General features: G+C 52.0%; 25 protein-coding genes. 5 read left to right on the forward strand and 20 right to left on the reverse strand.

Annotated elements, in window-relative coordinates:
- Nucleotides 1-22: 22 nt before the first annotated feature.
- From MHH78_RS27505 to MHH78_RS27520, 4 genes are all read right to left on the reverse strand, one after another.
- The gene (locus tag MHH78_RS27505) at nt 23-388 is read right to left on the reverse strand and encodes an arsenate reductase family protein (protein WP_036722484.1); all 366 of its coding nucleotides are present in this window, start codon (nt 386-388) and stop codon (nt 23-25) included.
- A 95-nt stretch (nt 389-483) separates the two neighbouring features.
- On the reverse strand, nt 484-1,542 hold the full coding sequence (locus MHH78_RS27510; RefSeq protein ID WP_341169512.1) for an RluA family pseudouridine synthase: 1,059 nt from the start codon (nt 1,540-1,542) through the stop codon (nt 484-486).
- A complete protein-coding gene (locus MHH78_RS27515) occupies nt 1,539-2,105 on the reverse strand; it encodes a cob(I)yrinic acid a,c-diamide adenosyltransferase (protein ID WP_341169513.1) in 567 nt (188 codons plus the stop codon). The genes MHH78_RS27510 and MHH78_RS27515 overlap by 4 nt, the downstream gene beginning before the upstream one ends.
- Nucleotides 2,106-2,245: 140 nt before the next feature.
- A complete protein-coding gene (locus MHH78_RS27520; RefSeq protein ID WP_341169514.1) occupies nt 2,246-3,040 on the reverse strand; it encodes a class I SAM-dependent methyltransferase in 795 nt (264 codons plus the stop codon).
- Between the two features lie 258 nt (nt 3,041-3,298).
- Between MHH78_RS27520 and MHH78_RS27525 the strand changes: the two genes are divergently transcribed.
- Nucleotides 3,299-5,374 (forward strand): methyl-accepting chemotaxis protein, encoded by a 2,076-nt coding sequence (locus MHH78_RS27525; protein WP_341169515.1) that lies wholly within the window; start codon nt 3,299-3,301, stop codon nt 5,372-5,374.
- Between the two features lie 54 nt (nt 5,375-5,428).
- On the opposite strand, the gene MHH78_RS27530 is transcribed toward MHH78_RS27525, so the two are convergent.
- From MHH78_RS27530 to MHH78_RS27560, 7 genes are all read right to left on the reverse strand, one after another.
- Nucleotides 5,429-6,340: an alpha/beta fold hydrolase gene (locus tag MHH78_RS27530; protein ID WP_341169516.1), complete on the reverse strand. Its 912-nt coding sequence runs from the start codon at nt 6,338-6,340 to the stop codon at nt 5,429-5,431.
- Between the two features lie 34 nt (nt 6,341-6,374).
- Complete coding sequence (locus tag MHH78_RS27535) at nt 6,375-7,004, reverse strand: TetR family transcriptional regulator (RefSeq protein WP_083685634.1); 630 nt, start codon at nt 7,002-7,004, stop codon at nt 6,375-6,377.
- Nucleotides 7,005-7,186: 182 nt separating this feature from the next.
- Entirely contained in the window at nt 7,187-7,441 is a 255-nt protein-coding gene (locus tag MHH78_RS27540; protein ID WP_051477788.1) for an aspartyl-phosphate phosphatase Spo0E family protein, read from the reverse strand.
- A gap of 200 nt (nt 7,442-7,641) precedes the next feature.
- Complete coding sequence (locus tag MHH78_RS27545) at nt 7,642-8,859, reverse strand: aminotransferase class I/II-fold pyridoxal phosphate-dependent enzyme (protein WP_341169517.1); 1,218 nt, start codon at nt 8,857-8,859, stop codon at nt 7,642-7,644.
- Nucleotides 8,860-8,872: 13 nt separating this feature from the next.
- On the reverse strand, nt 8,873-9,364 hold the full coding sequence (locus MHH78_RS27550) for an Lrp/AsnC family transcriptional regulator (protein ID WP_036696743.1): 492 nt from the start codon (nt 9,362-9,364) through the stop codon (nt 8,873-8,875).
- Between the two features lie 168 nt (nt 9,365-9,532).
- The gene (locus tag MHH78_RS27555; RefSeq protein WP_341169518.1) at nt 9,533-9,931 is read right to left on the reverse strand and encodes a spore coat protein; all 399 of its coding nucleotides are present in this window, start codon (nt 9,929-9,931) and stop codon (nt 9,533-9,535) included.
- A gap of 36 nt (nt 9,932-9,967) precedes the next feature.
- Complete coding sequence (locus MHH78_RS27560) at nt 9,968-10,201, reverse strand: hypothetical protein (protein ID WP_036696741.1); 234 nt, start codon at nt 10,199-10,201, stop codon at nt 9,968-9,970.
- 188 nt (nt 10,202-10,389) lie between these two features.
- On the opposite strand from MHH78_RS27560, the gene MHH78_RS27565 reads away from it, so the two are divergent.
- Nucleotides 10,390-11,628: an NAD(P)/FAD-dependent oxidoreductase gene (locus tag MHH78_RS27565; protein ID WP_341169519.1), complete on the forward strand. Its 1,239-nt coding sequence runs from the start codon at nt 10,390-10,392 to the stop codon at nt 11,626-11,628.
- 83 nt (nt 11,629-11,711) lie between these two features.
- On the opposite strand, the gene MHH78_RS27570 is transcribed toward MHH78_RS27565, so the two are convergent.
- A complete protein-coding gene (locus MHH78_RS27570; RefSeq protein WP_341169520.1) occupies nt 11,712-13,271 on the reverse strand; it encodes a flavocytochrome c in 1,560 nt (519 codons plus the stop codon).
- A gap of 237 nt (nt 13,272-13,508) precedes the next feature.
- Here MHH78_RS27570 and MHH78_RS27575 point away from each other — a divergent pair, with 237 nt between their 5' ends.
- Nucleotides 13,509-14,321, forward strand: a complete 813-nt coding sequence (locus tag MHH78_RS27575) for a CPBP family glutamic-type intramembrane protease (RefSeq protein ID WP_076083701.1) — start codon at nt 13,509-13,511, stop codon at nt 14,319-14,321.
- Between the two features lie 33 nt (nt 14,322-14,354).
- Here the strand turns inward: MHH78_RS27575 and dcuS are convergent, their stop codons facing one another.
- The 3 genes from dcuS to MHH78_RS27590 all read right to left on the reverse strand — a co-directional run bounded on the left by dcuS (nt 14,355) and on the right by MHH78_RS27590 (nt 17,988).
- Nucleotides 14,355-15,968 carry a DcuS/MalK family sensor histidine kinase gene (dcuS, locus tag MHH78_RS27580; RefSeq protein ID WP_341169521.1) on the reverse strand — a complete coding sequence of 538 codons (1,614 nt, stop codon included), beginning with the start codon at nt 15,966-15,968 and terminating at the stop codon, nt 14,355-14,357.
- Nucleotides 15,969-16,172: 204 nt separating this feature from the next.
- Nucleotides 16,173-16,532 (reverse strand): FMN-binding protein, encoded by a 360-nt coding sequence (locus tag MHH78_RS27585; RefSeq protein ID WP_036696731.1) that lies wholly within the window; start codon nt 16,530-16,532, stop codon nt 16,173-16,175.
- Nucleotides 16,533-16,557: 25 nt separating this feature from the next.
- Entirely contained in the window at nt 16,558-17,988 is a 1,431-nt protein-coding gene (locus MHH78_RS27590; protein WP_076083692.1) for a flavocytochrome c, read from the reverse strand.
- Nucleotides 17,989-18,172: 184 nt separating this feature from the next.
- Between MHH78_RS27590 and MHH78_RS27595 the strand changes: the two genes are divergently transcribed.
- The gene (locus MHH78_RS27595) at nt 18,173-18,631 is read left to right on the forward strand and encodes a hypothetical protein (RefSeq protein WP_076083689.1); all 459 of its coding nucleotides are present in this window, start codon (nt 18,173-18,175) and stop codon (nt 18,629-18,631) included.
- Nucleotides 18,632-18,767: 136 nt separating this feature from the next.
- On the opposite strand, the gene MHH78_RS27600 is transcribed toward MHH78_RS27595, so the two are convergent.
- From MHH78_RS27600 to MHH78_RS27615, 4 genes are all read right to left on the reverse strand, one after another.
- Nucleotides 18,768-19,022, reverse strand: a complete 255-nt coding sequence (locus tag MHH78_RS27600) for a DUF7660 family protein (RefSeq protein WP_209991468.1) — start codon at nt 19,020-19,022, stop codon at nt 18,768-18,770.
- Nucleotides 19,023-19,049: 27 nt separating this feature from the next.
- Entirely contained in the window at nt 19,050-19,769 is a 720-nt protein-coding gene (locus MHH78_RS27605; protein ID WP_341169522.1) for a response regulator, read from the reverse strand.
- Entirely contained in the window at nt 19,766-20,410 is a 645-nt protein-coding gene (locus MHH78_RS27610) for a DUF4291 domain-containing protein (RefSeq protein WP_341169523.1), read from the reverse strand. The genes MHH78_RS27605 and MHH78_RS27610 overlap by 4 nt, the downstream gene beginning before the upstream one ends.
- 168 nt (nt 20,411-20,578) lie before the next feature.
- Nucleotides 20,579-21,256: a lactate utilization protein gene (locus tag MHH78_RS27615; protein WP_340755512.1), complete on the reverse strand. Its 678-nt coding sequence runs from the start codon at nt 21,254-21,256 to the stop codon at nt 20,579-20,581.
- Between the two features lie 94 nt (nt 21,257-21,350).
- Here MHH78_RS27615 and MHH78_RS27620 point away from each other — a divergent pair, with 94 nt between their 5' ends.
- Nucleotides 21,351-22,052, forward strand: coding sequence for a Crp/Fnr family transcriptional regulator (locus MHH78_RS27620; RefSeq protein ID WP_341169524.1), 702 nt, complete (start codon nt 21,351-21,353; stop codon nt 22,050-22,052).
- Nucleotides 22,053-22,418: 366 nt separating this feature from the next.
- Here the strand turns inward: MHH78_RS27620 and MHH78_RS27625 are convergent, their stop codons facing one another.
- A complete protein-coding gene (locus MHH78_RS27625) occupies nt 22,419-22,841 on the reverse strand; it encodes a hypothetical protein (RefSeq protein WP_341169525.1) in 423 nt (140 codons plus the stop codon).
- Nucleotides 22,842-22,846: the final 5 nt, after the last annotated feature.

The raw sequence follows: 22,846 nt of genomic DNA on the forward strand, positions 1-22,846 counted from the left end.
ACCTCTCCTTGTATTCCTTAATTTAGGCGTTGCTCCAAGCTTCGGCGTACTGGTCTTCCTTGTAGCCTACGGTAACCTTCTTGCCGTCAGTGACTACCGGACGCTTAATCAGCATCCCATGTGCGGACAGCAGTGCAAGCTGCTCGTCTTCGCTTAAGTCTGCAAGCTTATCCTTCAGGCCAAGCTCCCGGTAGACCTCACCACTCGTATTAAAAAACTTCTTCAGCGGCAGGCCGCTGTGCTTCACCAGCACGCGCAGCTCCTCCACAGTTGGCGGCTGCTCTGCGATATGCTGCAGCTCCAGCTCATGCCCTGCTTCCTTCAGCCATTTCACTGCGCTGCGGCAGGTGCTGCATTTCGGATATTGATACACCTTCAAGTCACTCATCGGCTTCTCCTTCTATATATAAAATATAAAGTGCATACAAATTGCTGCCCGCTGCTGCAGCTGACAGCTGCGGCCAGAACATGTCCGGCGCTTACTTACCGCGCCGACTGCCGGAGCTTCTCCTGCAGCAGCGCCATATCCGGCGGCAGCGGAGCCTCGAAGACCAGCTCGGCATGCGTCACCGGATGCCGGAAGGCCAGCCGCACCGCATGCAGCGCCTGGCGCGGAATGGCCGCGTCCAGCTCCGCGACCTGCGCGAGCCGGGCGGCGTCGCCCGGCGGCAGCGCCGCGCCGTCTGCGGTCACCGCCAGCTCGCCCGCACGCCGCTCCTCGCCAGGCGCTAACGCCTCCGCCCGGCTGCCAGCCGCCTGCCCATACAGCGGGTGACGGTACATCCCGTCACCGATCAGCGGGCAGCCGACCGAGCCCATATGCACCCGGATCTGGTGGGTGCGCCCGCTCTCCAGCTTCAGCTCGACGCGTGAAGCGGCGCTGCCATAGACCTCCTTGACCTCATACCGGGTCAAGGAGGGATAGCCATCCGGCGTCACAATCCGCCGGTGCGGCTCCAGCGGGTCGCGGTCGATCGGGCCGTCGATATCGCCGCTTGGCAGAGCAGGCACGCCGTGCACGAACGCGGTATACCGCTTGTCCACCGTTCCTGCGATCATCTGCTCGGAGATGTGCTGGTGGCTGTAAGGGTTCTTGGCAATCACCAGCACCCCGGAGGTCTCCTGGTCCAGCCTGTGTACGGGGCGGAAGCGGAACCGTTCTCCCTTCTCTGCCCAGTAATGGACCACACCGTTCGCCAGGGTCTCGGTATAATGGCCGTGGGTCGGATGGACAATCATTCCTGCGGCCTTGCTTACCACAAGCAGATGCCCGTCCTCATACAGAATCTCGAAAGGAATCGGCTGCGGCAAAATATCCTCTGAGGTCTCCTCCTCCATCCGGATCTGCACTAGATCGCCGGTGCTAACCTTAACGCTGATATAGACACGCTCTCCGTTCAGTGTAATGCCGAGGTCCGTCATTTTGAGCCGGGAGAGCAGCTTGCGGGAGACATCCATCCGCTTCTGCAGGATGGTTTTGAGCAGCCAGCCGTCTTCAAGCGGCGGCACTGTATAGGAGATGGGCGGATAATAGCTGGTCATTTGTTCCGGAACACCTTTTTGCTGCGCAGATATTCTACTTCAACAATCTCCAGCCGGGTGTTGGCGGCACGGGCCAGAGCGAAGAAATAGTCGGACAGCCGGTTCAGATAGATTACCGCCTCAGGATTAATCTCCGCACTGCGGCCCAGCGTCACTGCCCGGCGCTCGGCCCGGCGGCAGACTGTCCGGCAGATATGCAGCACCGAGGACAGCTGGCTTCCGCCGGGCAGAATGAAGCGCTCCAGCACCGGATTCTCGGCCTGAAGCGCATCGATCCAGCCTTCCAGGCGGGTGGCCATCTCGCTTTTTACCTTATAGCGGTTCTCACTCAGCTTCACGAATGCCAGATCCGATCCGCAGTCAAACAGCTCATGCTGAATCTCCAGCAGCTGCTCGCGGACATCTAGAAACCGCTCGTCCTCCATCAGGCTCCGTGCCTGGCCAACGAAGCAGTTCAGCTCGTCAATGGTGCCGTAAGCCTCGACGCGGACATCGTCCTTGCCTACCCGGCCGCCAATCACCGAGGTCTCGCCCTTATCCCCCGTACGCGTATAGATCGCCATGATACTTCCCTCCTAAGTTGCAAAATCACATAGTAATAGTGTAATCGTTCTTAGGTAGGGTGGCAAACAAAGATCAACTTTTCCGCTATGTAAATAACTCCCTTAAGAGGAAGCCTTAATTGTCACTTGCTCCACCCGCTTCATGGCTTACGAAAAGTAATGCAATACATCAGGCCCTTGCACACCTCCTTGTACTCTACCTCCAGCATCTCCGGCGGAATCAGTCCAAGCATCTCCGGCAAGTCCTTTCCCTCTGCAAAATACCCCTTAACCACCGGCACCTTCCCGTACGTTCCCTTCACCAGCTTCTGCGTCTCATCGGCAATCATCAGCCTTGTGCCCGGCTTCGCCACCCGGATCATCTCCAGTACCGCAGCATGCGGATCACTGAAACAGTTGATTCCGCCAACATGGTACACGCAGTCAAAGCTGTTGTCCTGAAAAGGCAGCCTCTCAGCAGTCCCCTGGAACAGATGTGCCTCCAGCTTCCACCGCCGCAGATTGCGTACCGCCTGCTTCAGCATTCCGCTGGAAATATCCAGCCCGTACAGCTCGGCGTTCACGTTACCAGTTTTCACGTTCTTGGCCTTCATGTTAAGGTACGGGAAATTATCGCCGCTGCCCACCGAGGTCTCCAGCACACGCTGACCGCCGCCCAGCTCAAGCGAAGACAGGAACTGCTCTCTATAGCTGCGTTCTCCGCCGAACTTCAGCGCGAAATACAGCTTGTTGGACAGCCGGTAGAAACGGGCAATCCGGTTGTACAGCTCCAGGTACTTCCGGTTACTTCCTGCGGCATCCGCTTCCTCCATAAAAGCCAAATACCCGTGCTTCCACGGATACTGCCGTCCATTTGCCGGATTGACCGCCCCCGTACTAACCAGCTTAAGCTCTTCATATGTATTCGGGTCCCTCAACAGCTGATCATGCAGCATGAATATCTTCCTCTCCTGACACAGTACGGTTCAAGCCCATACTTTGTGATGTTCGTGAATATTCATTATATTCCTACAATTGGAAGCGGACATCAGTCCCGGGTCTGCCGCCGTCTCCGCCTTTGGTCGTACCCCACAGACTTAGATATACGACATTTTTTTATTTTTTTCGACAAAAAGTAACAACAAAATCAGTTCTCCAGCCGATGATATTCAATACAGGTATAAATAGCTTCACTATCTAATGGGGGGATTAACATGGCTAATGTTGTTCACAAGGGGATTTCCAGGCTCCGGTTCAAAAGCATACGTATGAGAACATTTGCATTCATCCTGCCCATCTTTCTGATCACGCTGGTGCTGGTCGCTCTGTTATCGTACATGTATTCCAAAAGCATTATCCAGCGCGAGGTTAAGCAAAAAATGAATGTGCAGATATCAGATATTTCTAACGAAATTAATGCGAACTTAAATGTGCACAGCAAGGTTCCCGAGGTTCTGGCAAGGACGCTGGAGAGTCGCGCTGCGGAATTCACACTGGATCAATACCGTACCATGCTGTCCAGTGCGCTGAAGGCTAATCCGGATACCTATGGTGTGGGCATTTATTTTGAACCCGGACGGTATGACAGCAAGCTGAAGTACTTCTCCACCTATGCCCACCGAGACGGCGACAAAATTGTGACAACTGAGCAGTACAATGACCCCGATTACAATTATCACGGGCAGAACTGGTACACCATCGGCAGAGACCATGCAGCGTTTACAGATCCATTCTACGACACAATTACAGGGACAACGATGGCTACGTTTACTGTTCCTTTCCGGGATACCACGAATACCTTGCTGGGTGTCATGGCCGGCGATATCGATCTCAAGACGCTGCAGAGCAGGATCGAACAGACCAAGGTGGGGAATACAGGCTGGGCGTTCCTGCTGGACAAGCAGGGGAATTACATTGCCGGACCGGATGCCGAGAAGAATATGCAGCTGAAAATAACAGATGAAAAAAGCGCAAGTCTGTCCGCAGCGGGAGCAGAAATGCTTCAGCAGAATCAGGGGATGGTAACCTATGCCGATTCCGGCGGGACCATCCAGATGTATTATGAAAAGCTGCCGGATACCGGCTGGACCGTGGGTCTTGCCATGCCGGAACAGGAACTGTATGCGCCGCTTAAAGGGCTGCTAAGGTCTATTCTGCTGGTTAGCTTTACGGGTCTTATCCTGACGGTAGCAGCCGTATATCTATACAGCCGCTATATTACCCGTAAGCTGACTCGGGTCAATGAGATGTCCCGGCAGATGGCTGCCGGAGACTTCACCGGGAAGCTGGAGGTAGACAGTGAGGATGAATTCGGCAATATGGCCGGGCATTTGAACCAGATGATTACCAATCTGAGCAGACTCCTGGGGACCATTGCCGATCACTCGCTGCAAGTCGCCTCAACCTCGGAGGAATTAATGTCGAGTGCCAATCAGACCAATCACACCACAGAGGCCATTGTAGAGAATATTCAGGATCTCTCAGCCGGAGCGGATCAGCAGATGCAGTCCACCCGCGAGTCTGCAAGAGCGATGGAGGAGATGGCCGCCGGTGTGCAGCGGATCGCGGAAGCCTCAATGGACACTGCAGCAGCGGCTGGGCGGGCGGCGGGCCAGGCGCAGAACGGGTATTCCGTCATTACGGAGGCCGTGGACCGGATGGAAGAGATGGAGCGGACCGCCGCAGATGCTTCAAGCATGATTACCTCTCTTAGCGCACAGTCCCAGCAGATCGGTAACATTATTGGTCTGATCAAAGGCATCAGCGACCAGACCGGCATGCTGGCCTTAAACGCGGCGATTGAGGCTGCCAGAGCGGGCGAATACGGGCGGGGCTTCTCCGTGGTTGCCGGTGAGGTGAAGAAGCTGTCCGAGCAGACAGCCGAAGCCGCCGGGCATATCAGCACCCTGATTCTTGAGATCCAGCAGGGCAACCGTGCCGCATCCGATGCGGTGCTGGCGAATGCCGGTGCCGTTCAGGAAGGCTCGCGGATGGTAGGCGAGGCCGGGCGTCTGTTCACGGATATTCTCAGCGGCATCGGCGAGATTAACACCCAGGTTCATGAGATGTCCGCTTCCTCCGAGCAGCTGCTGGCCGGAACCGAGGAGCTGACCTCTTCGGTGGCGGAGATGGCTGAAGTGGCCAGGCAGGCCGCAGAGCGTTCCCAGAGCGCTGCCGCGTCCTCCGAGGAGCAGCTCGCCTCCATGGAGGAGGTAGCCGCAGCCTCTACCGAGCTGGCGAAGATGGCCGATGGGCTGCAGCAGGCAGTGGCCGCGTTCAAGGTAAACTAACAGAGCAACAGTGCAAACCCCCTGATAGGTCTCCGGACCAGCACAGGGGGTTATTTATATAGATTCACTCCCCTCACTCCCTTCACTCCCCTTCAAAAAAGCCACCAGCTCCCGGTTCACCCGCTCCGGCTGCTCATGATTCACGCCGTGACCGGCGTCCGGGATAACCGTGTAGCGGAACCCGCCAGCGTCCAGTGTACTAGTGAGCTCCCGCTTCTGCTTCAGCTTATAATCTCCCAGCAGGAAGTATAGCTGATCCCGGAACGTAACCGCTCTATCTTGTTCGTAGGGCTGAAGCTTATGGGCGAACATCGCCTGCTGGTTATGATTCTGCATTAACAGCACCAGATGCTCCCCGACTTCAGGATGCTTGTCGAACAGGCCTGAGGCCGGCGAGCTGAGCTTGCGGGCTGCCCTGAGCAGATTGCTGCGTGTAGGGATAAGAATCTCCGGGAACATCATCATCAGCGTATGTATCATGCTTTTAATTGGAGAAATGATTATTCCTCCCTCCATACAGACAGCCTTCAGCGCTCTTCCCGGCCCGTTCACCGTGTAATTGAAGGCCATATATGCTCCGTTCGACACTCCTGCCACACAGAATTGGTCAAGCTTCAGTCCATCTGCGACCTTGTTAATCCAATCCACCTGGTCAAAGGTCCGTTTATGGAACAGCTCACCTGGAACACTCTTCCCCGGTCCTCCCAGCGTATCTATCGCAATGCAGCGGAAATGCCGGGACAACTCCTTCATATTCAGCAGCCACATCACGGCCGAATTATCGCCTACCCCGTGTAATAGGAGCAAGGGCGGTGACTCCGGCTCTCCCGCTGTTATACAATGAGTTGTCCCATAAGGGGTCTCCACATCAAGCTCCTGAAATTCCGTCCCCCACGCGTCAAGCAGCTCGTTATAGGACCTTAGAACCTGTTCTTTGCCGGACTCGCTTTTAAATACCTTGATCATAGTAGATTCCACCTTTTCCGATTTGGGATGGGTGCTATCGATCTTTTTTCATGAAACGCAAAACCAGTTCAGTAGAGGGGAAAGGCGCAGCAGAGGTAGCCTGCAGCCTTGCTATACCAAGCCCCTGTATGAATGAAAAATACGCGATGGCAATCTCCACCGGATCTCCCGGTACAATCTCCCCTGCCTGCTGCCCGGCAATAATTAAGGGAACAAGCCGCTCAAAGGGCAGCATGATCTTCGCCTTCGCTACAAGCTTGGCCTCCTCTGGAATCGCCTCCGAGGTAGCCGTCTGGAGCAGAATTAGCCGAAAATGCTGCATAGAGATACTATCCGGGGACAGGAACGCCTCTGTCAGCCACGTGATCCGTTCCATCGGACTTCCCTCCAGCTCCGCAGCATATTGCACCGACATTCCGGCGCCATCCGAGGCCATTTCAACAATTTTGGTAAAAATCTCATCCTTCGATTTGAAATACATATAGACGTACCCCTGGCTAAAGCCTGCACTGGCAGCGATATCCTTGATCTTAGTCCCGGCATAACCCTTCATGGAGAATACCTCTACAGCATGTAGAATGATTTGCCGTATAGTCTTATCCGGAGCTAATTGTTCAAAGCCTTCCGTAAATTTACGTTCCAGCCATTTGCTGTTGTCGCTCACAATGACCCTCCCTCCGAAATGAATGACTGTTCATTCATTATACAGCGAGAGAATATTTATGTAAATTAGTATAAAAGGAGGATGTCGAGGGAGAACCATAGCATGTAACCTCATAGCTTGAATTGCAAAAAAACGGATATCCTCCGCAAAGGAAGACATCCGCTTCGTATAATCGTACTGGATTAATTGCTCTTGCGGTGGCGGCCTCTCATATACTCATTAATCTTGAGATCCAGCAAGCTGCTGATTGCTATTACATTATCCGAGGTAAAGGACTTCTCCTGCATAAAGAGCTGTTCCATTCTGCTGCGGAGCATCTGAATTTCATCTTCCAGCGAGAGCCTGCGTGCATTCGCATCTTCTCTGGCAGGAGGTCGCCCGCTTCCGGAGCCACATTTCCCGCCAAAGGAGGATAAGTAATAATCTGCGCTCAGCACAATCACCCTTCCTGATGTAGTATTGCGCGTCATCCAGATAAGAACTGTGTGGTTCTATGCAACCAGATATGAAGCGCCTTTATTCCCGGAATAAGAGGTCCATGTAAGTGTATTACAGGTGTTTCTTGTCCTTAGAGTAAAATAATACCATATCAGAAGGTGATCGGCTATAGTTCTATTTACTTCTTTGTCGAGCCTTGTCAGGCCCCTTCCCGGGCCAGCTGTGAGACCAATGCCCCAATTCGCTCAACCGCTTCATTCAACTGGGACACCGAGGTGGCATAGGAGCAGCGCAGATAGCCTTCCCCGCCCAGACCGAAGACACTTCCCGGAACGGCGGCGACCTTATATTCAAGCAGCAGACGCTGGGCGAACTGGTCGGAGGTCAGGCCGGTGGCCTGGATACTAGGGAATGCATAGAAGGCACCCTGCGGCTCATGACACTCCAGTCCCGCCTCCCGGAGTCCTTTGACAATCAGCCGGCGGCGCTGGTTATAGGAGTCTGTCATGCGGTCCTTCTCTTCCATTCCGTTGGTAAGGGCCTCCAGCGCAGCCACCTGGCCCATCGAAGGCGCACACATGACCGTATACTGGTGGATCTTCAGCATGGCTGAGATCAGGTCCGGGTGACCGCAGGCATAGCCCATCCGCCAGCCGGTCATGGCGAAGGCCTTGGAGAACCCGCTGACCAGGATCGTCCGGTCAAGCATCCCCGGCAGCGAAGCGAAGCTGACATGGTTGCTTCCATACGTAAGCTCGGCATATATCTCATCCGAGATGACGATAAGATCATGCTTCTCGACTACCTTGGCAATCGGCTCCCAATCCTCCCGGCTCATGATCGCGCCCGTCGGATTGCTTGGATAACAGAGAATCAGAATCTTCGAGCGCGGGGTAATCTTGGCCTCCAGATCCTCGGCTGTCAGCTTAAAGTTATTCTTCCCGAAGGTCTCAATGCCTACCGGAATACCGCCGCCGATGGCCGTAATCGGAGAATAAGAAATATAACAAGGCTCGGGAATCAGAATCTCGTCTCCCGGAGAGATCAGGGCACGCAGGGCCAAATCAATGGCTTCGCTGCCGCCGACCGTGGCGATAATCTGGTTCGCCGGATCATACTTCACGGCGAAGCGGGTCTCCAGATACTCGGCAATACCCTCGCGGAGCTCGGGCATTCCGGCATTGGAGGTGTAACCGGTGAAGCCTCGTTCGAGCGAATAGACGCAGGCTTCCCTGACATGCCAGGGTGTCTTGAAGTCAGGCTCGCCGACACCCAGCGAGATAATATCCTTGCTGCCTGCCGCCAGATCAAAAAACTTGCGGATGCCCGAAGGCTGAATCTGCTGGACCAGCGGGGCCAAATAAGAGTTCATCGACTTGCCTTTATCTCCTGTGTGCTGTGCGTTATTAATGATCATGACATTACATCCTTCACGGAGATATCATCAGACGGTTGTCTTCCTCATGCTCTTCAAAGATGATACCGTCCTGTTTGTATTTTTTGAGCGTAAAGTTGGTCTTGGTAGAGAGCACAGCATCAATCGGTGACAGCTTCTCAGACACAAAATTAGCAACCTCGCGCAGATTGCGGCCTTCCACTTCCACCAGCAGATCATAAGCGCCGGACATCAGATAGACGGATTTAACCTGCGGATACAGATAGATCCGTTCGGCAATGCCTTCGAAGCCGCGGCCCCGTTCCGGCGTAATCTGCACCTCGATCAGCGCCGTCACCCGTTCATCATCGACTTTGTCCCAATTGACAACCGTCGCGTATTTCACAATGACATGATCCTGCTCCATTTCGGCGATCACGGTCTTGACATCTTCTTCCTCCGCACCAAGCAGGGTCGCCATTAATGCCGTTGAGCTTCGAGCGTCCTCCTTGAGCAGTTCCAGCACTTTCCTCTTCAATTCATTCATTCTTAGGGCCTCCTGCAAAAAAGAGTTTAGTATTAATATGACATGAAAAGTACCGTTCTGCAAACAAAATAACCCCGCCGAGGCGGGGCTATATGACTTCATTCCTTTTGTATTTTCTCCTGCATGGCCGGGGAAGCGCTCTAATGCTTCACAGGAACATCGCCAGGGTTACATATAATAGGAACCGTTATGATGCTGCTGGACGTTCGGCTGGTGCTGCGAAACATTCGAGTTCTGGTTATAGGCTCCTGCCCCGCCTGTTTTCTCACGCACGAACTGCTGCAGCTTCTGCTGGGTCTGCTGGGCACTCTGAATCTGCTTGTCCACATCCTGGCGCAGTGCTTTACCCGGAACGGTGTACATGTTCATTTGCGACATCTTCATGTACAATTCCCCCTGAATTCTGAGGGTATCCATGGTCAAATCATTGAATACCCGTCTGACGGCGGGACAATTCGATTCTGTAGCTGCAGTGGTGTACTCGCGGACTGTCCGCTTCAGATCGGCCAAAATCGTGTAGAGTAAATCTTCATCCGCCATAAACGGCGTTCCATTCTGTGCGTACACAGTAAAACCTCCTTTAGAATTTGTGGGTTATCCCTGTTATTGCGGCTGCGATGGTGCGTACTGCTGATGCTGATGGAGCAGCTGGACCAGCATATCCATATGATGGGTATGACTCTGAATCTGCTGGATGCAGATCCCCTGCACGGCAGAGTTCTGAGTGGTTCCGGCTGTAGCCGCGAGCTGCTTAATCAGCAAATCCTCATTAGAAATGGAGTCGGCGATATACTCCAATTCTTTTCCGCTAAGTGCCTGCATTTGGTTAGATTGCATGTTCGGTAGTCCCTCCTTCTGGTTATTCAAGCGTTCCTTAGTATGCTTCCGGAGAAGGCTGTTTATGTGCCCGAAGGTACATTAAGCAAGCTCACATATGATGAATAATCCTTAAGGTCTTGACGCATGAGACTCTTCAATAGTGCAAATAATACTACTCTGAATGACATAAAGGAGCGAACAGATCTATGAAACTCGTCAGCGGGCAACTGCCCTGGGAACACACACTGCCTGAGCCTCCGGTATATCCGGTGCTTGAGGAAGATATAACCTGCGACTGTCTCATTGTAGGCGGCGGGATGGGCGGAGCAATGATGTCTTACCGCATGTCCCTCAGTGGAGCAGATACCGTTCTTATCGATAAAAGAACGATCGGTACCGGAAGCTCCCACGCCAATACGGGACTGCTGCAGATCGCCAATGACAAGTCGCTGACAGCTTGCATGAATACTTTCGGGGAAGAGAATGGCGTGTTGTTCTACAAGCTGTGCCAGCAGGCCATGCGTGCGATTCTTGACCTGCCCGGCAAGCTGGACATCGATCCGCAGATTATTGAGCGCAGCAGTCTGCTGTATGCCAGTACGCCGGAAGATGTTGCTATGCTGAAGCTGGAGAATGAGAATCTGGTGAAGCACGGCTTCGATTCGGAATTCTGGGAGGAGGAGAAGATCCGCGCCCATTACGCCTTCTCCAAATCAGGTGCGCTGTATTCCAAAGGAGATGCGGAGACCAATCCGCTGCGCACCGTACACAGCCTGATTCATAAAGCGCACTCCGGCGGGGTAAGGGTCTATGAGCATACCGAAGCCCTTCATTATGATTACAATGCCGACGGGGTCATCTGTCATACTGCAAACGGCCGTATCTTCGCCAAGAAGGTGGTGTTTGCTATGGGGTATGAGACCCAGGAGATGAAGAAGGACCGGGGGGCAGAGCTGATCAACACCTATGCTATTATGACCGAGCCTCTGCCGCATCTTCCAAAATGGCATGAGCAGAGCCTGCTCTGGGAAACGGCCCGGCCTTATCTGTATTTCCGGACTACTCCTGAAGGCCGGATTATCGCCGGCGGCAAGGATGAGCAGCTTACCAGCGTGGAGCGTCGTGAGGTAAGGGTCCTCTCCCAGTGTGAGCGTCTGGTCGAGGAGCTTACGGCCCTGTTCCCGGAACTTCAAGGAATCAAGGCCGAATATTCCTGGGGAGCGGTCTTCGGCTCCACCCGTGACGGACTGCCTTATATGGGGCCGCACCCGGAATTCCCGCATTGCTACTTCATTGAAGGCTATGGCGGAAACGGTACGGTCTACAGCATGATTGCCGCCGAGCTGCTTGCCGATACGCTGGCCGGCAAGAGCCGTCCGGAGCTGGAGCTGTTCTCGCTGACCCGGTCGGCCAAGCCTGCGCCTTCCCCGGCGATACAGCCTTAGAGCTGCAACACAGAAAGGGATGCCCGCATAGCATGATGGCTGCGGAGCATCCCTTTTATATGAGAACAATATAGAATAATAGCTTATTGCGCTTTTACAAATTCAGCCGACTTAATCCCTGCCTGACGTCCGAAGATAATAATCTCGGCTACCGAGTTACCGCCAATGCGGTTCTCGCCGTGCAGCCCGCCGACCACTTCTCCTGCCGCGAACAGGCCCGTAATCGCCTTGCCGTCTTTGTTCAAGACCTCAGTGTTGGTGTTGATCACCACTCCACCCATCGTATAGTGAATTCCAGGGCCGATCTGAATCGCATAATACGGAGCACCGGACAGATCATTATCCATACCGGTTGTTCTGCCGAACTCGGCATCCGACTTACTCTTCACCGCACTGTTCCATGTTTCCACGGTGGTCTTAAGTGCAGCGGCTGGAACCTTCATCTGATCCGCCAGTGCCTCGATGGTATCTGCGGTCTTGACTACACCCATCTTGATGTATTGATCTACCGCCTTGACACGGGATTTCACTCCGGCGTCGAACACGAGATAAGCGGATTTCTCAGGAAGTGTATTAATTGAAGCCGTCACCTTGTCACGGGTATCCATCTCATTGCCGAAGCGCTTGCCCTCAGCAGATACAAGAATAGCCCCTTCTCCCCGGACCGCTTCACCGATCAGGTAGGATTTCTCCTGCTGTACAGTCGGGTGAACCTGAATCTGATCCAGGTCCACGGTAGTTCCGCCGACCTTCTCAATCATGGCAATGCCGTCGCCGGTGCTGCCAATCTGGTTGGTCGTTACCAGTCCTTGCAGATCCGGGCGAACCTTGGCAATCAGTTCCTTGTTGGCACCGAAGCCCCCGGTGGTTACGATAACTGCTGCTGCGCTGATCGTTTTGTCATCAGCCTGGTTGAACAGCACCTTCACGCCGTTCACCTTACCATCCTGTACCGTAAGCTCCTTCACATCCGCATTGACGAACAGCGGAATTCCCTGCTCCTGAACATTGCGGACAAGTCCTGCTACAAGATATTGTCCCACGGCCGAGCCGTCCTCCGGACGATGGGTACGCTTCTCCTTCATACCGCCGGTAATTGTAATATTGTTCAGGCGGATTCCGATGGAATCGAGCCAGTCAATGGCACCTGCGGATTGATCCACGAAGAAGTGCAGCAGCTCCTTATTGTTCGTATCATGTCCGCCCTTAAGGGTCTCTTCATAAAACAGTTCGTTGCTGTCTTCGATGCCCTGCTCCTTCTGGAACTTGGTCTGCGAAGCATTCATCCCTGAGGAGGATTTGGTTGTATTGCCGCCGGCTACCGGCATTTTCTCTAAGATAACCGGGTTCATGCCGGCCGCTTTGGCTTCCAGCGCAGCAGACATTCCCGCACCGCCTGCGCCGACGATAACGATATCATATTTATCTTTTAATTGATCGTACGGAGTATAGCTCGCTTCGGATGCTCCCGACACGGCTTCTGCCTTCTCTGCAGGTGCAGTGGTTGCTGCCGGCTCTGTGGTCGCGCTGTTTGTTCCCTTGCTCTCATTCTTGCTGCTGCCCGCATTGTTGTTTCCGCAGCCTGCAATCACCAGCATCACGGAGAGAATGAGGATAAGCGCCGCTGTTAATCTCTTATTCATGTGAGTTGTGCCCCCTTGTGCATATTTTCACAATTATCATAGCGTCAAAGAAGCGGTTTGTGGAACCTTCCGTAAATTATTAAAGAGTTTTGTAACTAAAGTAACCAAATTAACTAAATAGCTAAACGGATGGCTGACTGCGTAAGAGTGAGAGAATTAACTTCGCTCCGGTCAGATTTATGATAGGCTTTCCCGGTCTGCATACATAACTGAAGTATCCGGAAGGAGAAGGAAGTATTGAACACCGAAAGTAACCTTAGAACGGTATGGATTATGTTTAGTGTATTTGTATTGCTGTTTCTGTTGAATTTCGGCATTCACAGCAACAATCCCGCCCCGACAGCCAGAATGTGGCTTCTGCTGGGTGTATGGGTATTCTTCATCAGCGTGCTGCTGCTTGTAAAACACAAGCTGCCGTCAACGCGGCAGATTCTGCTCTCTGTCCTGCTAGCCGCTGCTGTAGCAGCAGCCTATATCAATCTGTCTCTCTTCTCTATGATTGAGGTAAGCCTGCTCACGTTAATGGCATCGTTGGCTGTATTAAGCACCTTCAACCAGTATAGCGAAGGGAAGCTTCGTTTCCTCAACATAACCAGCGCCTCAACAATCTTCATGAGCCTATTCGTGGGAGCCGCCGCTGGAATTCTGCTCGGAATCATCAATCTAATGCTGAGCGGACAAAGCCTCGATGGATTCAGCCTGAAGCTAATCTATTTCAGAGTGGCGCTCAGTCCGGCCATTTATGAAGAACTAGCCTTACGTACCTTGTTCTATGCCATGTGCCTGTCCCTGACGCACGGCAGAGCTGATACCAGAGCCCAAAAATTCACAGTCTGGTTCATGATGATCGTTCCGCATGTGCTGGTCCACACGCCGGACAGCTTCATTCAGGGTGGAATCATCTCCGGCATCATCAGCACTCTCATGTATATCCTTCTGTTCGGCCTGCCCTTTGCAATACTGCAACGCAAGCGCGATCTGACCTCTGCCATGCTGGCACATGGTACAGTAGATATAATGCGGTTCTGTTTCCTGGGTCTTCCCCTCTAGTAGAGGGGGTGCTTCGGTAGGGTACGGCACAGTTCACACCCCCTCCTCCTCCTTCACCTCATAAGGCACATCCACGATAAAATGTGCTCCCGGCCCGCAGCCGGCGGCAAGCTCAAGATGGCCCTTGAGTTTGTCTACACTTTTCTTCACCAGATATAGGCCGATTCCCCGCTGTTCACCCTTGGAGGAGTAGCCCTGAACGATGATCTTCTCCTTCAGGCCTGCCGGAATTCCCGGACCGTTATCGCTAACCTCGCATAGCAGCCGCCCTTCTTCATATTGAAAAGCAAGCTCCACGCGCTTCACGGGTTGCTCGCGGAGCTCCCCCAGCGCCTCCAGGGCATTATCCAGCAGATTGCCGGCAATCGTAATCAGCTCATGAATCACCTGCGGATCGGCAGGCTCCGGCAGATAGCTGTCTCCGGTCAGCAGCAGCTCGATTCCCGCTTCGCGTGCCCGGCTCAGCTTCCCCAGCAGAAATCCGGCCAGCACCGGGTCCTTGATCTGTCTCGTGATCGACCCGATCTCCTTCTGGTAGTTGGTTACCGTTCCCAGAATATATTGCTGCAGCTCATCATACAGGCCCATATGTGTCATACCCATAATCACATGCAGCTTGTTCATGAACTCATGGGCACCGGAGCGCAGCGCTTCTGCATAGACCGAGACTCCCGACAGCTTCTCCACCAGCACAGCCAGCTCGGTTTCATCCCGGAAGGTAGCAATCGCGCCAACGATGTTCCCGTTCACCCGGACTGGCAGGCTGTTCACCAAAAGAGAGCTGTCTCCCAGCTCTAGCTCCCGGTCCTGTATCCCCTCTCCCTCAGCCAATACCTGCTCAAGACCCAACTCCGGCCAATACTCGGCAATCTGCCGGTTCATGGCGCTCCCGCCAATCCCCGCTGCCCGCAGAAGCCGCTGTGCTTCCATATTAAGGATGGTAATCCGCGCCTCCTGATCTACGGCAATAATTCCCTCACGCGTGGATTCCAGCATCGCACTGCGTTCCTGGAGCAGCTTGGAGATGTCCTCCGGCTCCATCCCGAACACCATCCGCTTGATCCGGGCTGCGAGGATGAATGCTCCTCCCGCTCCAAGCAAGGCTCCCGAGACCAGAATCGCAATAATCGTCCACTCATTCATCAGGACCAGCCGCTCGACCCGCTCCAGGGACAGACCGGCAATGACCACTCCCACCTGATGCCCCCGGTTGTTATAGACCGGCACGAAGCCGCGCAGAGATCTGCCGAGCGGCCCGGCCCCTTCGGAGATGCTCTCCCCTCCGCGCAGCGATATCTCCTGACCGCCTCCCGCAAAGGGCAGTCCGACCAGCGAGGCATCCGGATGGGAATAGCGGATTCCCTTCATATCTGTCACGACCACGAACATAATATCATTACGGCGGGCGATTCTTGAGGTGTAGTCCTGAATCTCCTTGCTGTTGCCTTCACTGAGTCCCTCCGAGACCAGCGGAATCAGGGCGATAGTACGGGCAATCGTAATCGCCTTATCCTCCAGTGCCTGCCGGGTCTGCGGAATAATCTGATTGCGGAAAATAAAATATAAAATCAGCAATACCAGCAGGACAACGGCAGACACCATGACGGCAATCATTGTGCGCAGACTGTAGCTTTTTTTCCTGGCCACTGGTGCGAAGACCTCCCTTCATGTCCCATATTCCTATACCATTCGAACTATATTAGTTGAACCTGAATTTGTAAAGCTACTCCCGGGGATGGCTTCCTGGGGATGGAACTATGCAGCAAGCCCAGCCGTGCTGCCGGAGACAGGAGGGCTGGGCTTGCTCAGGTGATATGACCACAACTCTTTTATAAGCAATTGAATGATGACTTACTGCTTCTTGGCCTGTTCCAGCGCCTGGGTCACCGCTTCAATAATCCCGCCGCTGGAGCCGGAAGCACCGGAGAGGGCATCTACGCCTTCTGTGGTTTGCTTTTCAATAATTTCAGGAATCGTATTCTCCACGGCCGCATCGATCATCGCCTGCGTCTCCTTATGCTCCTCTACGGTAATAGCGTCGATCTTCTCATCCTTGATCTCTACCGCTACTTTAATATCACTCTTGACCCCTTTGCCCGTACCATCATATGTCCCGTCCACATACTTGCCGGAAGATGAAGAGCAGCCCGCCGTTAATACTGTTGCAGCCGCGAGGGCAGAGAACAGCAAGGTTTTTGTCCACTTGTGCATGAGTAATTCCTCCTTCTGAAAGTTCCTATTTCTTAAGTGCCTTCACAGCTTCATCCGCTGCAATCCGCCCGAAGGTAGTGATGTCTGCCAGTGCATTACCGCCCAGACGGTTCGCGCCGTGTACTCCGCCGGTTACTTCGCCCGCAGCATACAGCCCGGCAATGACCTGATCCTTGGTATCCAGTACCTGAGCCTGAGTGTTAATCGCTACTCCGCCCATGGTATGGTGGATTCCCGGTGTTACCTGAATTGCATAATATTTACCCTTTTCAAAAGACAGCTCAAGATCCGGCCGTTCAAACTCTGTATCCTTACCGGAAGCAACGAAGCCATTATACGTTTTCAGTGTATCCGCAAGTGCTTTGCCATCTACACCAATCTGTGCCGCCAATTCTTCAGGTGTTGCCGCTTCTTTGACTAGATCCATTCCAAAATAAACCTCAGTTGCCTTCAGGTTCGCACGCAGCTCATCATTGAAGATCAGATAAGCTACTTTGCCGGATTGGGCTAGAATATTCTGGGACACGACATCGCGGGTCAGCAGTTCATTCGTGAATCGCTTGCCTTCGCTATTGACCAGAATCGCACCGTCTCCGCGTACCCCTTCTGTGATCAGCACGCCTTGATTCGGAATGGTGGTCGGATGAATCTGAATCTCCTTCATGTCTACCAGCTTGGCACCGATCTTCTCTGCCATCGTTGTACCATCGCCGGTTGCGCCCGGATGGTTAGTGGTGGAGAACCCTTCCAGCTTCGGCTGGTACCCCTTGATCATGTCCATATTAGCTCCAAAACCGCCGGCCGCCAGAATAACGGAATTCGCACTGATCGTGTACTGCTTGCCATCCTTATCCGTCACCTTCACTCCGGTAACCACGCCGTCCTTATTCTTGACGATCTCATCGGCAGTCGTCCGCAGGCGCACATCAATTTTGTACTCCTCCAGCTTCTTCTTCAGCGCGACTACGATGAAATTCCCTGCTGCTTCTCCGCCTGCCGGACGGTGAATCCGGTTCACGCTTGCCCCGCCTGCGCGTCCCACCTCAGACAACTCGGCTCCATTCTCCTTCAGCCACTCCACCGAAGCCGCCGCGCCGTTCGTAAGCGTTCTGACCAGATCCGGGTTATTGAGATTCTTGCCGCCCTTCATGGTATCTTCGAAATGCAGCTCCGGACTGTCTTTGATACCAGCCGCTGCCTGATAAGGTGTTCCTGCCGCATTCAATCCGCCTTCCGCACGGACGGTGTTTCCTCCAAGCATAGGCATTTTTTCGACTAGTATCACCTTGGCTCCCTGATTATGCGCTTCAATGGCAGCAGTCATTCCCGCGCCGCCGCCGCCGATAATTACGATGTCCGTAGACTCCCCTTTGGTGCTGTTACATGCAGGCAATACCACCAGACTTGCCAGCAGCAGCCCCTTGCCCAGCAGACTTCCCCATCTCTTTCTGTTCATTCTGTTCTCCTCCAATTGTCATTGTGCATATTTTCACAATCATCATAACCTGAAGGAGCCCTGACAAGAATATTTAGTAATTAAAGAAATGATAAAGTAAATAAAGGTAGTGAATTTGCTTGAATGTGTTTATAGATTTATAATTGGAGCTTATACAACCGTATCACTAGGAGGAACAGAAACTATGGAAAAAAGCGAAAAATATTGGCTGGCCGGTGCTGTTCTGGCAGCAGCCGGTGTCTCCCTGATGAGCTACACCGCGAGCCGCTATACTTCATTCAAAAGAGTAGTTACCCGAACCGTCCGTCTGGAAGATATCGCCGCTCTGGAAATTACCCGCCTGTCTTCTGTTCCCGGTGAACAGAAGGACGTTGTGCTTACTGAGCCGGAAGCGATTAAGCAGATCTACGATGATTTCTCCGGCGTCCGCCTGATGAAATCCGCCCGCAATGTGAGCACAGACAACAAGTACAGCTATTACATTACCATTGTCCAGGCAGACCGGAAGCAGCGGTTCGACATTATTTTGAAGGGCAAGCATCACATGATTATCTATGACAATGACATGAACAACCCGCACCTGGTAGCCTACAAAATCATTAACGAGTTCAGTCCGCTGGCTCTGCAGCAGGCCTTCGATTGATTCTGCGCACGCTTATGTATGGCATAGCTTAATAACCTTCACAGCTACTGTGACGGCTATATGGAGTCATGGAACGCCTGGGGCAGCCTTGGGACAACCGTGACTCCGTTTTAATTGTGCGGCTAGCTCCTTCCGCTCATTCGTATATTTTTCCGGCATACAGTATGCCTGCGATGAAGCTCCAGTCGATATTCTGCGGCGCGGGCCGCTTCAGATTCTCATAATATCCATCCATATCCTCTACCCAGGACTGAACTCCTTCCAGATACAGCTCCACACTGCCATTCTCCCATTCGCCCGGATTCGCGCTGTAATCCTTAGCCAGCAGGCCAAGGAATGCTGTGAAGTCCTCCCTGCTTCTAACCTTCTTCAGTGCTTCATGCAATTCCATGCTCCAGCTCCTTCCGCCCTTAGCTGCTTATAGATATTTACGGATAAGCTCATACCCTTCAGGTCTCACCTTATACATATACACCGGCCTGCCTACCGCCCCGTAGCTAAGCTCCATTTCCAGAATACCTGCCTCCGTCAGAAAAGCCAGATATTTGCGGACCGAGATCCGCGAGATGGGCGCATGGCTGCTGATATCCTCCGTAGAGAACACCGGGCTCTCCAGCCGGTTAATCGTGCTCCAGATGCTGTCCAGTGTGCCTTCGGCAAGCCCTTTGGGTAGCGGCAGGGCAGCGTACTTCTCCTCTTCCGTCCCGAGCGAATGCCGCAGCAGCTTATCCAGCTGCTCCTGGCTGAGATGCTCCTTGTGCATCAGCTTATAATCTTCACGATACGCCGACAGTGCCGCCTGAAACCGGGCAAACTCGAACGGCTTGATCAAATAATCCACGGCCCCGTTCTGCAGCGCCTTGCGGATGCTGGCATTGTCACTGGCGGCGGAGATCACTATGATATCCACCTTGCTCCCCTGCTCCCGCAGAGCAGAGAGCAGCTGCAGCCCGCTGACACGCGGCATATAAATATCCAGCAGCACCAGATCTACCTGCTGCTCCTCCAGCATAGTTCTCGCTTCATCCCCTGTCGCCGCCCAGCCCGCATACTCAAAGCCCGCAACCTGCTCCAGATAATGCCGGTTAAACTTCGCCACCATCGGGTCATCTTCTACGATCAATACTTTAATGTTCATAGGTTCTCCTTGTCTTTCTGAATAATTCCTAAGGTTCGTTTAATAGAATTCTCCACAGGATACGGGGTCTCCCTCGGCAATTGATCTGTGCTGAACTGCCCGGATTGTATCGCCTCTCTGGTATCGATTACAAACTCAGTAATATCATTGATTTCTATTATCCATTCGTGAATGTATTTATGCACCATCTCGCCCCTGAGACCTAACTGGATGGCTCTCCGCGGCAATTTATTCCCATGAATATCTCTATCCAGGTCCCATTGACATCTCACTTGGGAAGCTTGTAACTTCGTCTGCCACTTCTCTTGGGAAGCATACAAGTCAGGGTCGTATGAAGACAGGATTACCCGTGACAAAATATGATTGAAGCCCTCTCTGGTGAGATCAATCGCCAATATCCGTTCCTGATCCGTTTTGGTCGCCCAGCCCGACCGGTACATCATCCATAAGAAAGAAGGCTTGATCCAGGTCATTCTATCTATCTTGAAAGAAGGCCCAAATTGCCCAAGTTCCGATACCTCATCTGCAATTTTGTGATTATACGCTTGATAGACTCTGACCGTTTGATCATTGTAATGGGCCATGATTATTCTGTCTTCTACATTTATCGTCCGTTCCAGTTGCTTTCGTGCAGTTGTCATTTGAATGGATGCCTCCGAATTTTTTTCTAATGCTGCTCCTATCAGTATATTCTGTGTCTGCTATTCAGTCTAACTTCAAGACAACACTTTCTCCCAAATATAAAAAAGCGGCTTGGGATAGATGAGATTCTTCTACCCTTAAGCCGCTATTTCATGAAATGTTAGACCTCAAAATCCCAAAGATTCACCAACGAGGATAACCTTTATTCTCCCCGCTGTTTTACACATTCTTGTTTCGACGATGTAAGAACAGATACAATCCTCTGATTTACAATCTGCACAAGCACCATTGATTAGGCAGGGCGTTTTTTGCGGTGAATGTAAAAATGGGCTGGACGAACTCGAAAGACGGTTTGCGTTAATGGGAGCGGCATAGGTTCTGGCTCTGATCACTGCATCTTCAGCGGTCTTGCACACCTTATTCATCCCGACGACAGCAACCACACTTCTCGGTCCAAAAGTAACCGCTGCCGCCCGATTGCCCACACTGTCGATATTGACCAGTATCCCATCTTCACTAACCGCGTTGAAGCTGGTTAAATAGGTGTCGCACAAAAGAGATTGGCGCATGAGGTCATAACGTTCCTCCATTGTCTGCGCTGTATCACGATCAATGACTGCATAGTTGCTTTGGCGTACCCGGTCAAGAAGCCCGATTTCCTCAAGCGTGACTGAACCGCCCCAAGATACCGAAGACTGTTCCGGAATTAAGGATAGCGCCTTTTCCGCAGCTTCTATGGCGTTGTCACAGTAATAGGCCTCAAATTTTCTGCTTTGCAGATTTTTCATAACCTTGGAGGCTAACAGCCGGTTTCTCGCTTTGATTGAATCTTCTTTCGTTTGCATTGCTCTTCCTCCGTTCTGACGTTAGACAAGGTGGCTAAACTTCGTGTGTGTGTATGATTAATATAGTATAGTGGAAATAAAAAGGATGTTGCACATGCAACGCGAAGCCGCTCAGAATAACTTAGAGTCCATATGTCAATCACGTTTATTTTCAGGGATTTCCCCTGATGATATTCCCCAAATGCTAAAATGTCTGTCAGCTACACGGAAAGAATATGTAAAAAATGAGATGGTTGTCCGTGAGGGCGATTACGTTGATGATGTCGGCATCATATTGCAGGGCCTCGCTCAAAGTACGAAATTGAACGTCAAAGGAAAACAAATTATTGTATCCCTCCATTACCCGGGTGGATATACCGCTGTTCTCACAGCTGCCAGCCGTGGAAGAAGATGCCCGATGTCAGTACAGGCCATAGAACCGCTTGAGGTTCTCTTTATTCCTATCCAAAGCATATTGAGCCGTTGCACGAAGCTATGTATGGGTCACGAACAATTACTTGGCAATCTTTTTGATAGTATTGCCGAACGTGCGTTAGAATTGCATGACCGGAATGATTGTCTAATTATGCCGACTATTCGGGATAAGGTTCTAACTTACTTAACAAGAGTTATGCGTGATGCTGGAACCGAGACTTTTACGATTCCCTTTGATCGGGAAGCCATGGCCGAGTATCTGGACGTAGACCGCAGCGCCCTATCCAGAGAGCTGGCATGGATGAAGCGGGACGGCTTGATTGAATTTTATAGAAATGAATTTAGGCTGTTGCGAGAAGTAGAAGAAATGGAATTTCAGTAAAGGAGACGGGGCGGGTGTGGTCTTCGCTTATGTGGGGTAGTCGTTATGGGGGATTTCAGCGTTTTTTTAATTTTGATTGGATGATATTGGGGATGGAATTCTTTTCCATAGCCATCACTTTATCTGCTCCCAAATGATACTATTGAACCATCTGGGCTAAACCTAAAATGCCCTTTATTTAGATCAGTAAGTCCATGCGATTATAGCCTCTATTCCATATATATTTTTATCATGGTCTTCCTTTATTTCACAGGATACTCCCCTCAAGTTTTTTAACTTAATTAGACCATTATTCTTCCATCTTAGTTTAGGTAGGCAAAAAAAGACCTTGAAAGGCATGGAGCCAATCAAGGTCTTAGCAGGTCATTACTTCTCGCTTAGTTCAGATAATCCCTTTTTTATGTTTTCTAATCTTGTTCGTGATAGCCTAGTATAGTTAAGTACTTTTACAATATCCATTCCATCCGAAAGCATTTTACTTACTACTGCAACCTCACCACTGAGTTCACCGATCGGATAGGCTGCTCTTATTCCCTCGTCCCTCCCCTTTTCCCTTTCTTCTGTTACAGAATACTCCTTACTTCCATTCAAATCCAAATACCATTCCATTTCTTCTGGGCTATTTGGATCATATCCAATATTTCCTTCCCACTCTTGGTCATCTTGAAATCCAATTATTATGTCTCCCTCATGTATATCAAAATGGGAGATTACAAATGGAGAAATAGTAGGTCTACTTGGTCCAAAATAATTAAAATTAGTGTCAATAGCAATTTTCACTTTAATCATAATTC

It is taken from the genome of Paenibacillus sp. FSL H3-0333, from assembly GCF_038002805.1.
In the GTDB taxonomy this organism is placed as follows: domain Bacteria; phylum Bacillota; class Bacilli; order Paenibacillales; family Paenibacillaceae; genus Paenibacillus_AQ; species Paenibacillus_AQ silagei.

Coding starts and splice junctions, on each gene's coding strand:
- MHH78_RS27505 (WP_036722484.1), bottom strand. CDS start 388: ATGAGTGACTTGAAGGTGTATCAATATCCGAAATGCAGCACCTGCCGC.
- MHH78_RS27510 (WP_341169512.1), bottom strand. CDS start 1,542: ATGACCAGCTATTATCCGCCCATCTCCTATACAGTGCCGCCGCTTGAA.
- MHH78_RS27515 (WP_341169513.1), bottom strand. CDS start 2,105: ATGGCGATCTATACGCGTACGGGGGATAAGGGCGAGACCTCGGTGATT.
- MHH78_RS27520 (WP_341169514.1), bottom strand. CDS start 3,040: ATGCTGCATGATCAGCTGTTGAGGGACCCGAATACATATGAAGAGCTT.
- MHH78_RS27525 (WP_341169515.1), top strand. CDS start 3,299: ATGGCTAATGTTGTTCACAAGGGGATTTCCAGGCTCCGGTTCAAAAGC.
- MHH78_RS27530 (WP_341169516.1), bottom strand. CDS start 6,340: ATGATCAAGGTATTTAAAAGCGAGTCCGGCAAAGAACAGGTTCTAAGG.
- MHH78_RS27545 (WP_341169517.1), bottom strand. CDS start 8,859: ATGATCATTAATAACGCACAGCACACAGGAGATAAAGGCAAGTCGATG.
- MHH78_RS27550 (WP_036696743.1), bottom strand. CDS start 9,364: ATGAATGAATTGAAGAGGAAAGTGCTGGAACTGCTCAAGGAGGACGCT.
- MHH78_RS27560 (WP_036696741.1), bottom strand. CDS start 10,201: ATGCAATCTAACCAAATGCAGGCACTTAGCGGAAAAGAATTGGAGTAT.
- MHH78_RS27565 (WP_341169519.1), top strand. CDS start 10,390: ATGAAACTCGTCAGCGGGCAACTGCCCTGGGAACACACACTGCCTGAG.
- MHH78_RS27570 (WP_341169520.1), bottom strand. CDS start 13,271: ATGAATAAGAGATTAACAGCGGCGCTTATCCTCATTCTCTCCGTGATG.
- MHH78_RS27585 (WP_036696731.1), bottom strand. CDS start 16,532: ATGCACAAGTGGACAAAAACCTTGCTGTTCTCTGCCCTCGCGGCTGCA.
- MHH78_RS27590 (WP_076083692.1), bottom strand. CDS start 17,988: ATGAACAGAAAGAGATGGGGAAGTCTGCTGGGCAAGGGGCTGCTGCTG.
- MHH78_RS27595 (WP_076083689.1), top strand. CDS start 18,173: ATGGAAAAAAGCGAAAAATATTGGCTGGCCGGTGCTGTTCTGGCAGCA.
- MHH78_RS27600 (WP_209991468.1), bottom strand. CDS start 19,022: ATGGAATTGCATGAAGCACTGAAGAAGGTTAGAAGCAGGGAGGACTTC.
- MHH78_RS27605 (WP_341169522.1), bottom strand. CDS start 19,769: ATGAACATTAAAGTATTGATCGTAGAAGATGACCCGATGGTGGCGAAG.
- MHH78_RS27610 (WP_341169523.1), bottom strand. CDS start 20,410: ATGACAACTGCACGAAAGCAACTGGAACGGACGATAAATGTAGAAGAC.
- MHH78_RS27615 (WP_340755512.1), bottom strand. CDS start 21,256: ATGCAAACGAAAGAAGATTCAATCAAAGCGAGAAACCGGCTGTTAGCC.
- MHH78_RS27620 (WP_341169524.1), top strand. CDS start 21,351: ATGCAACGCGAAGCCGCTCAGAATAACTTAGAGTCCATATGTCAATCA.
- MHH78_RS27625 (WP_341169525.1), bottom strand. CDS start 22,841: ATGATTAAAGTGAAAATTGCTATTGACACTAATTTTAATTATTTTGGA.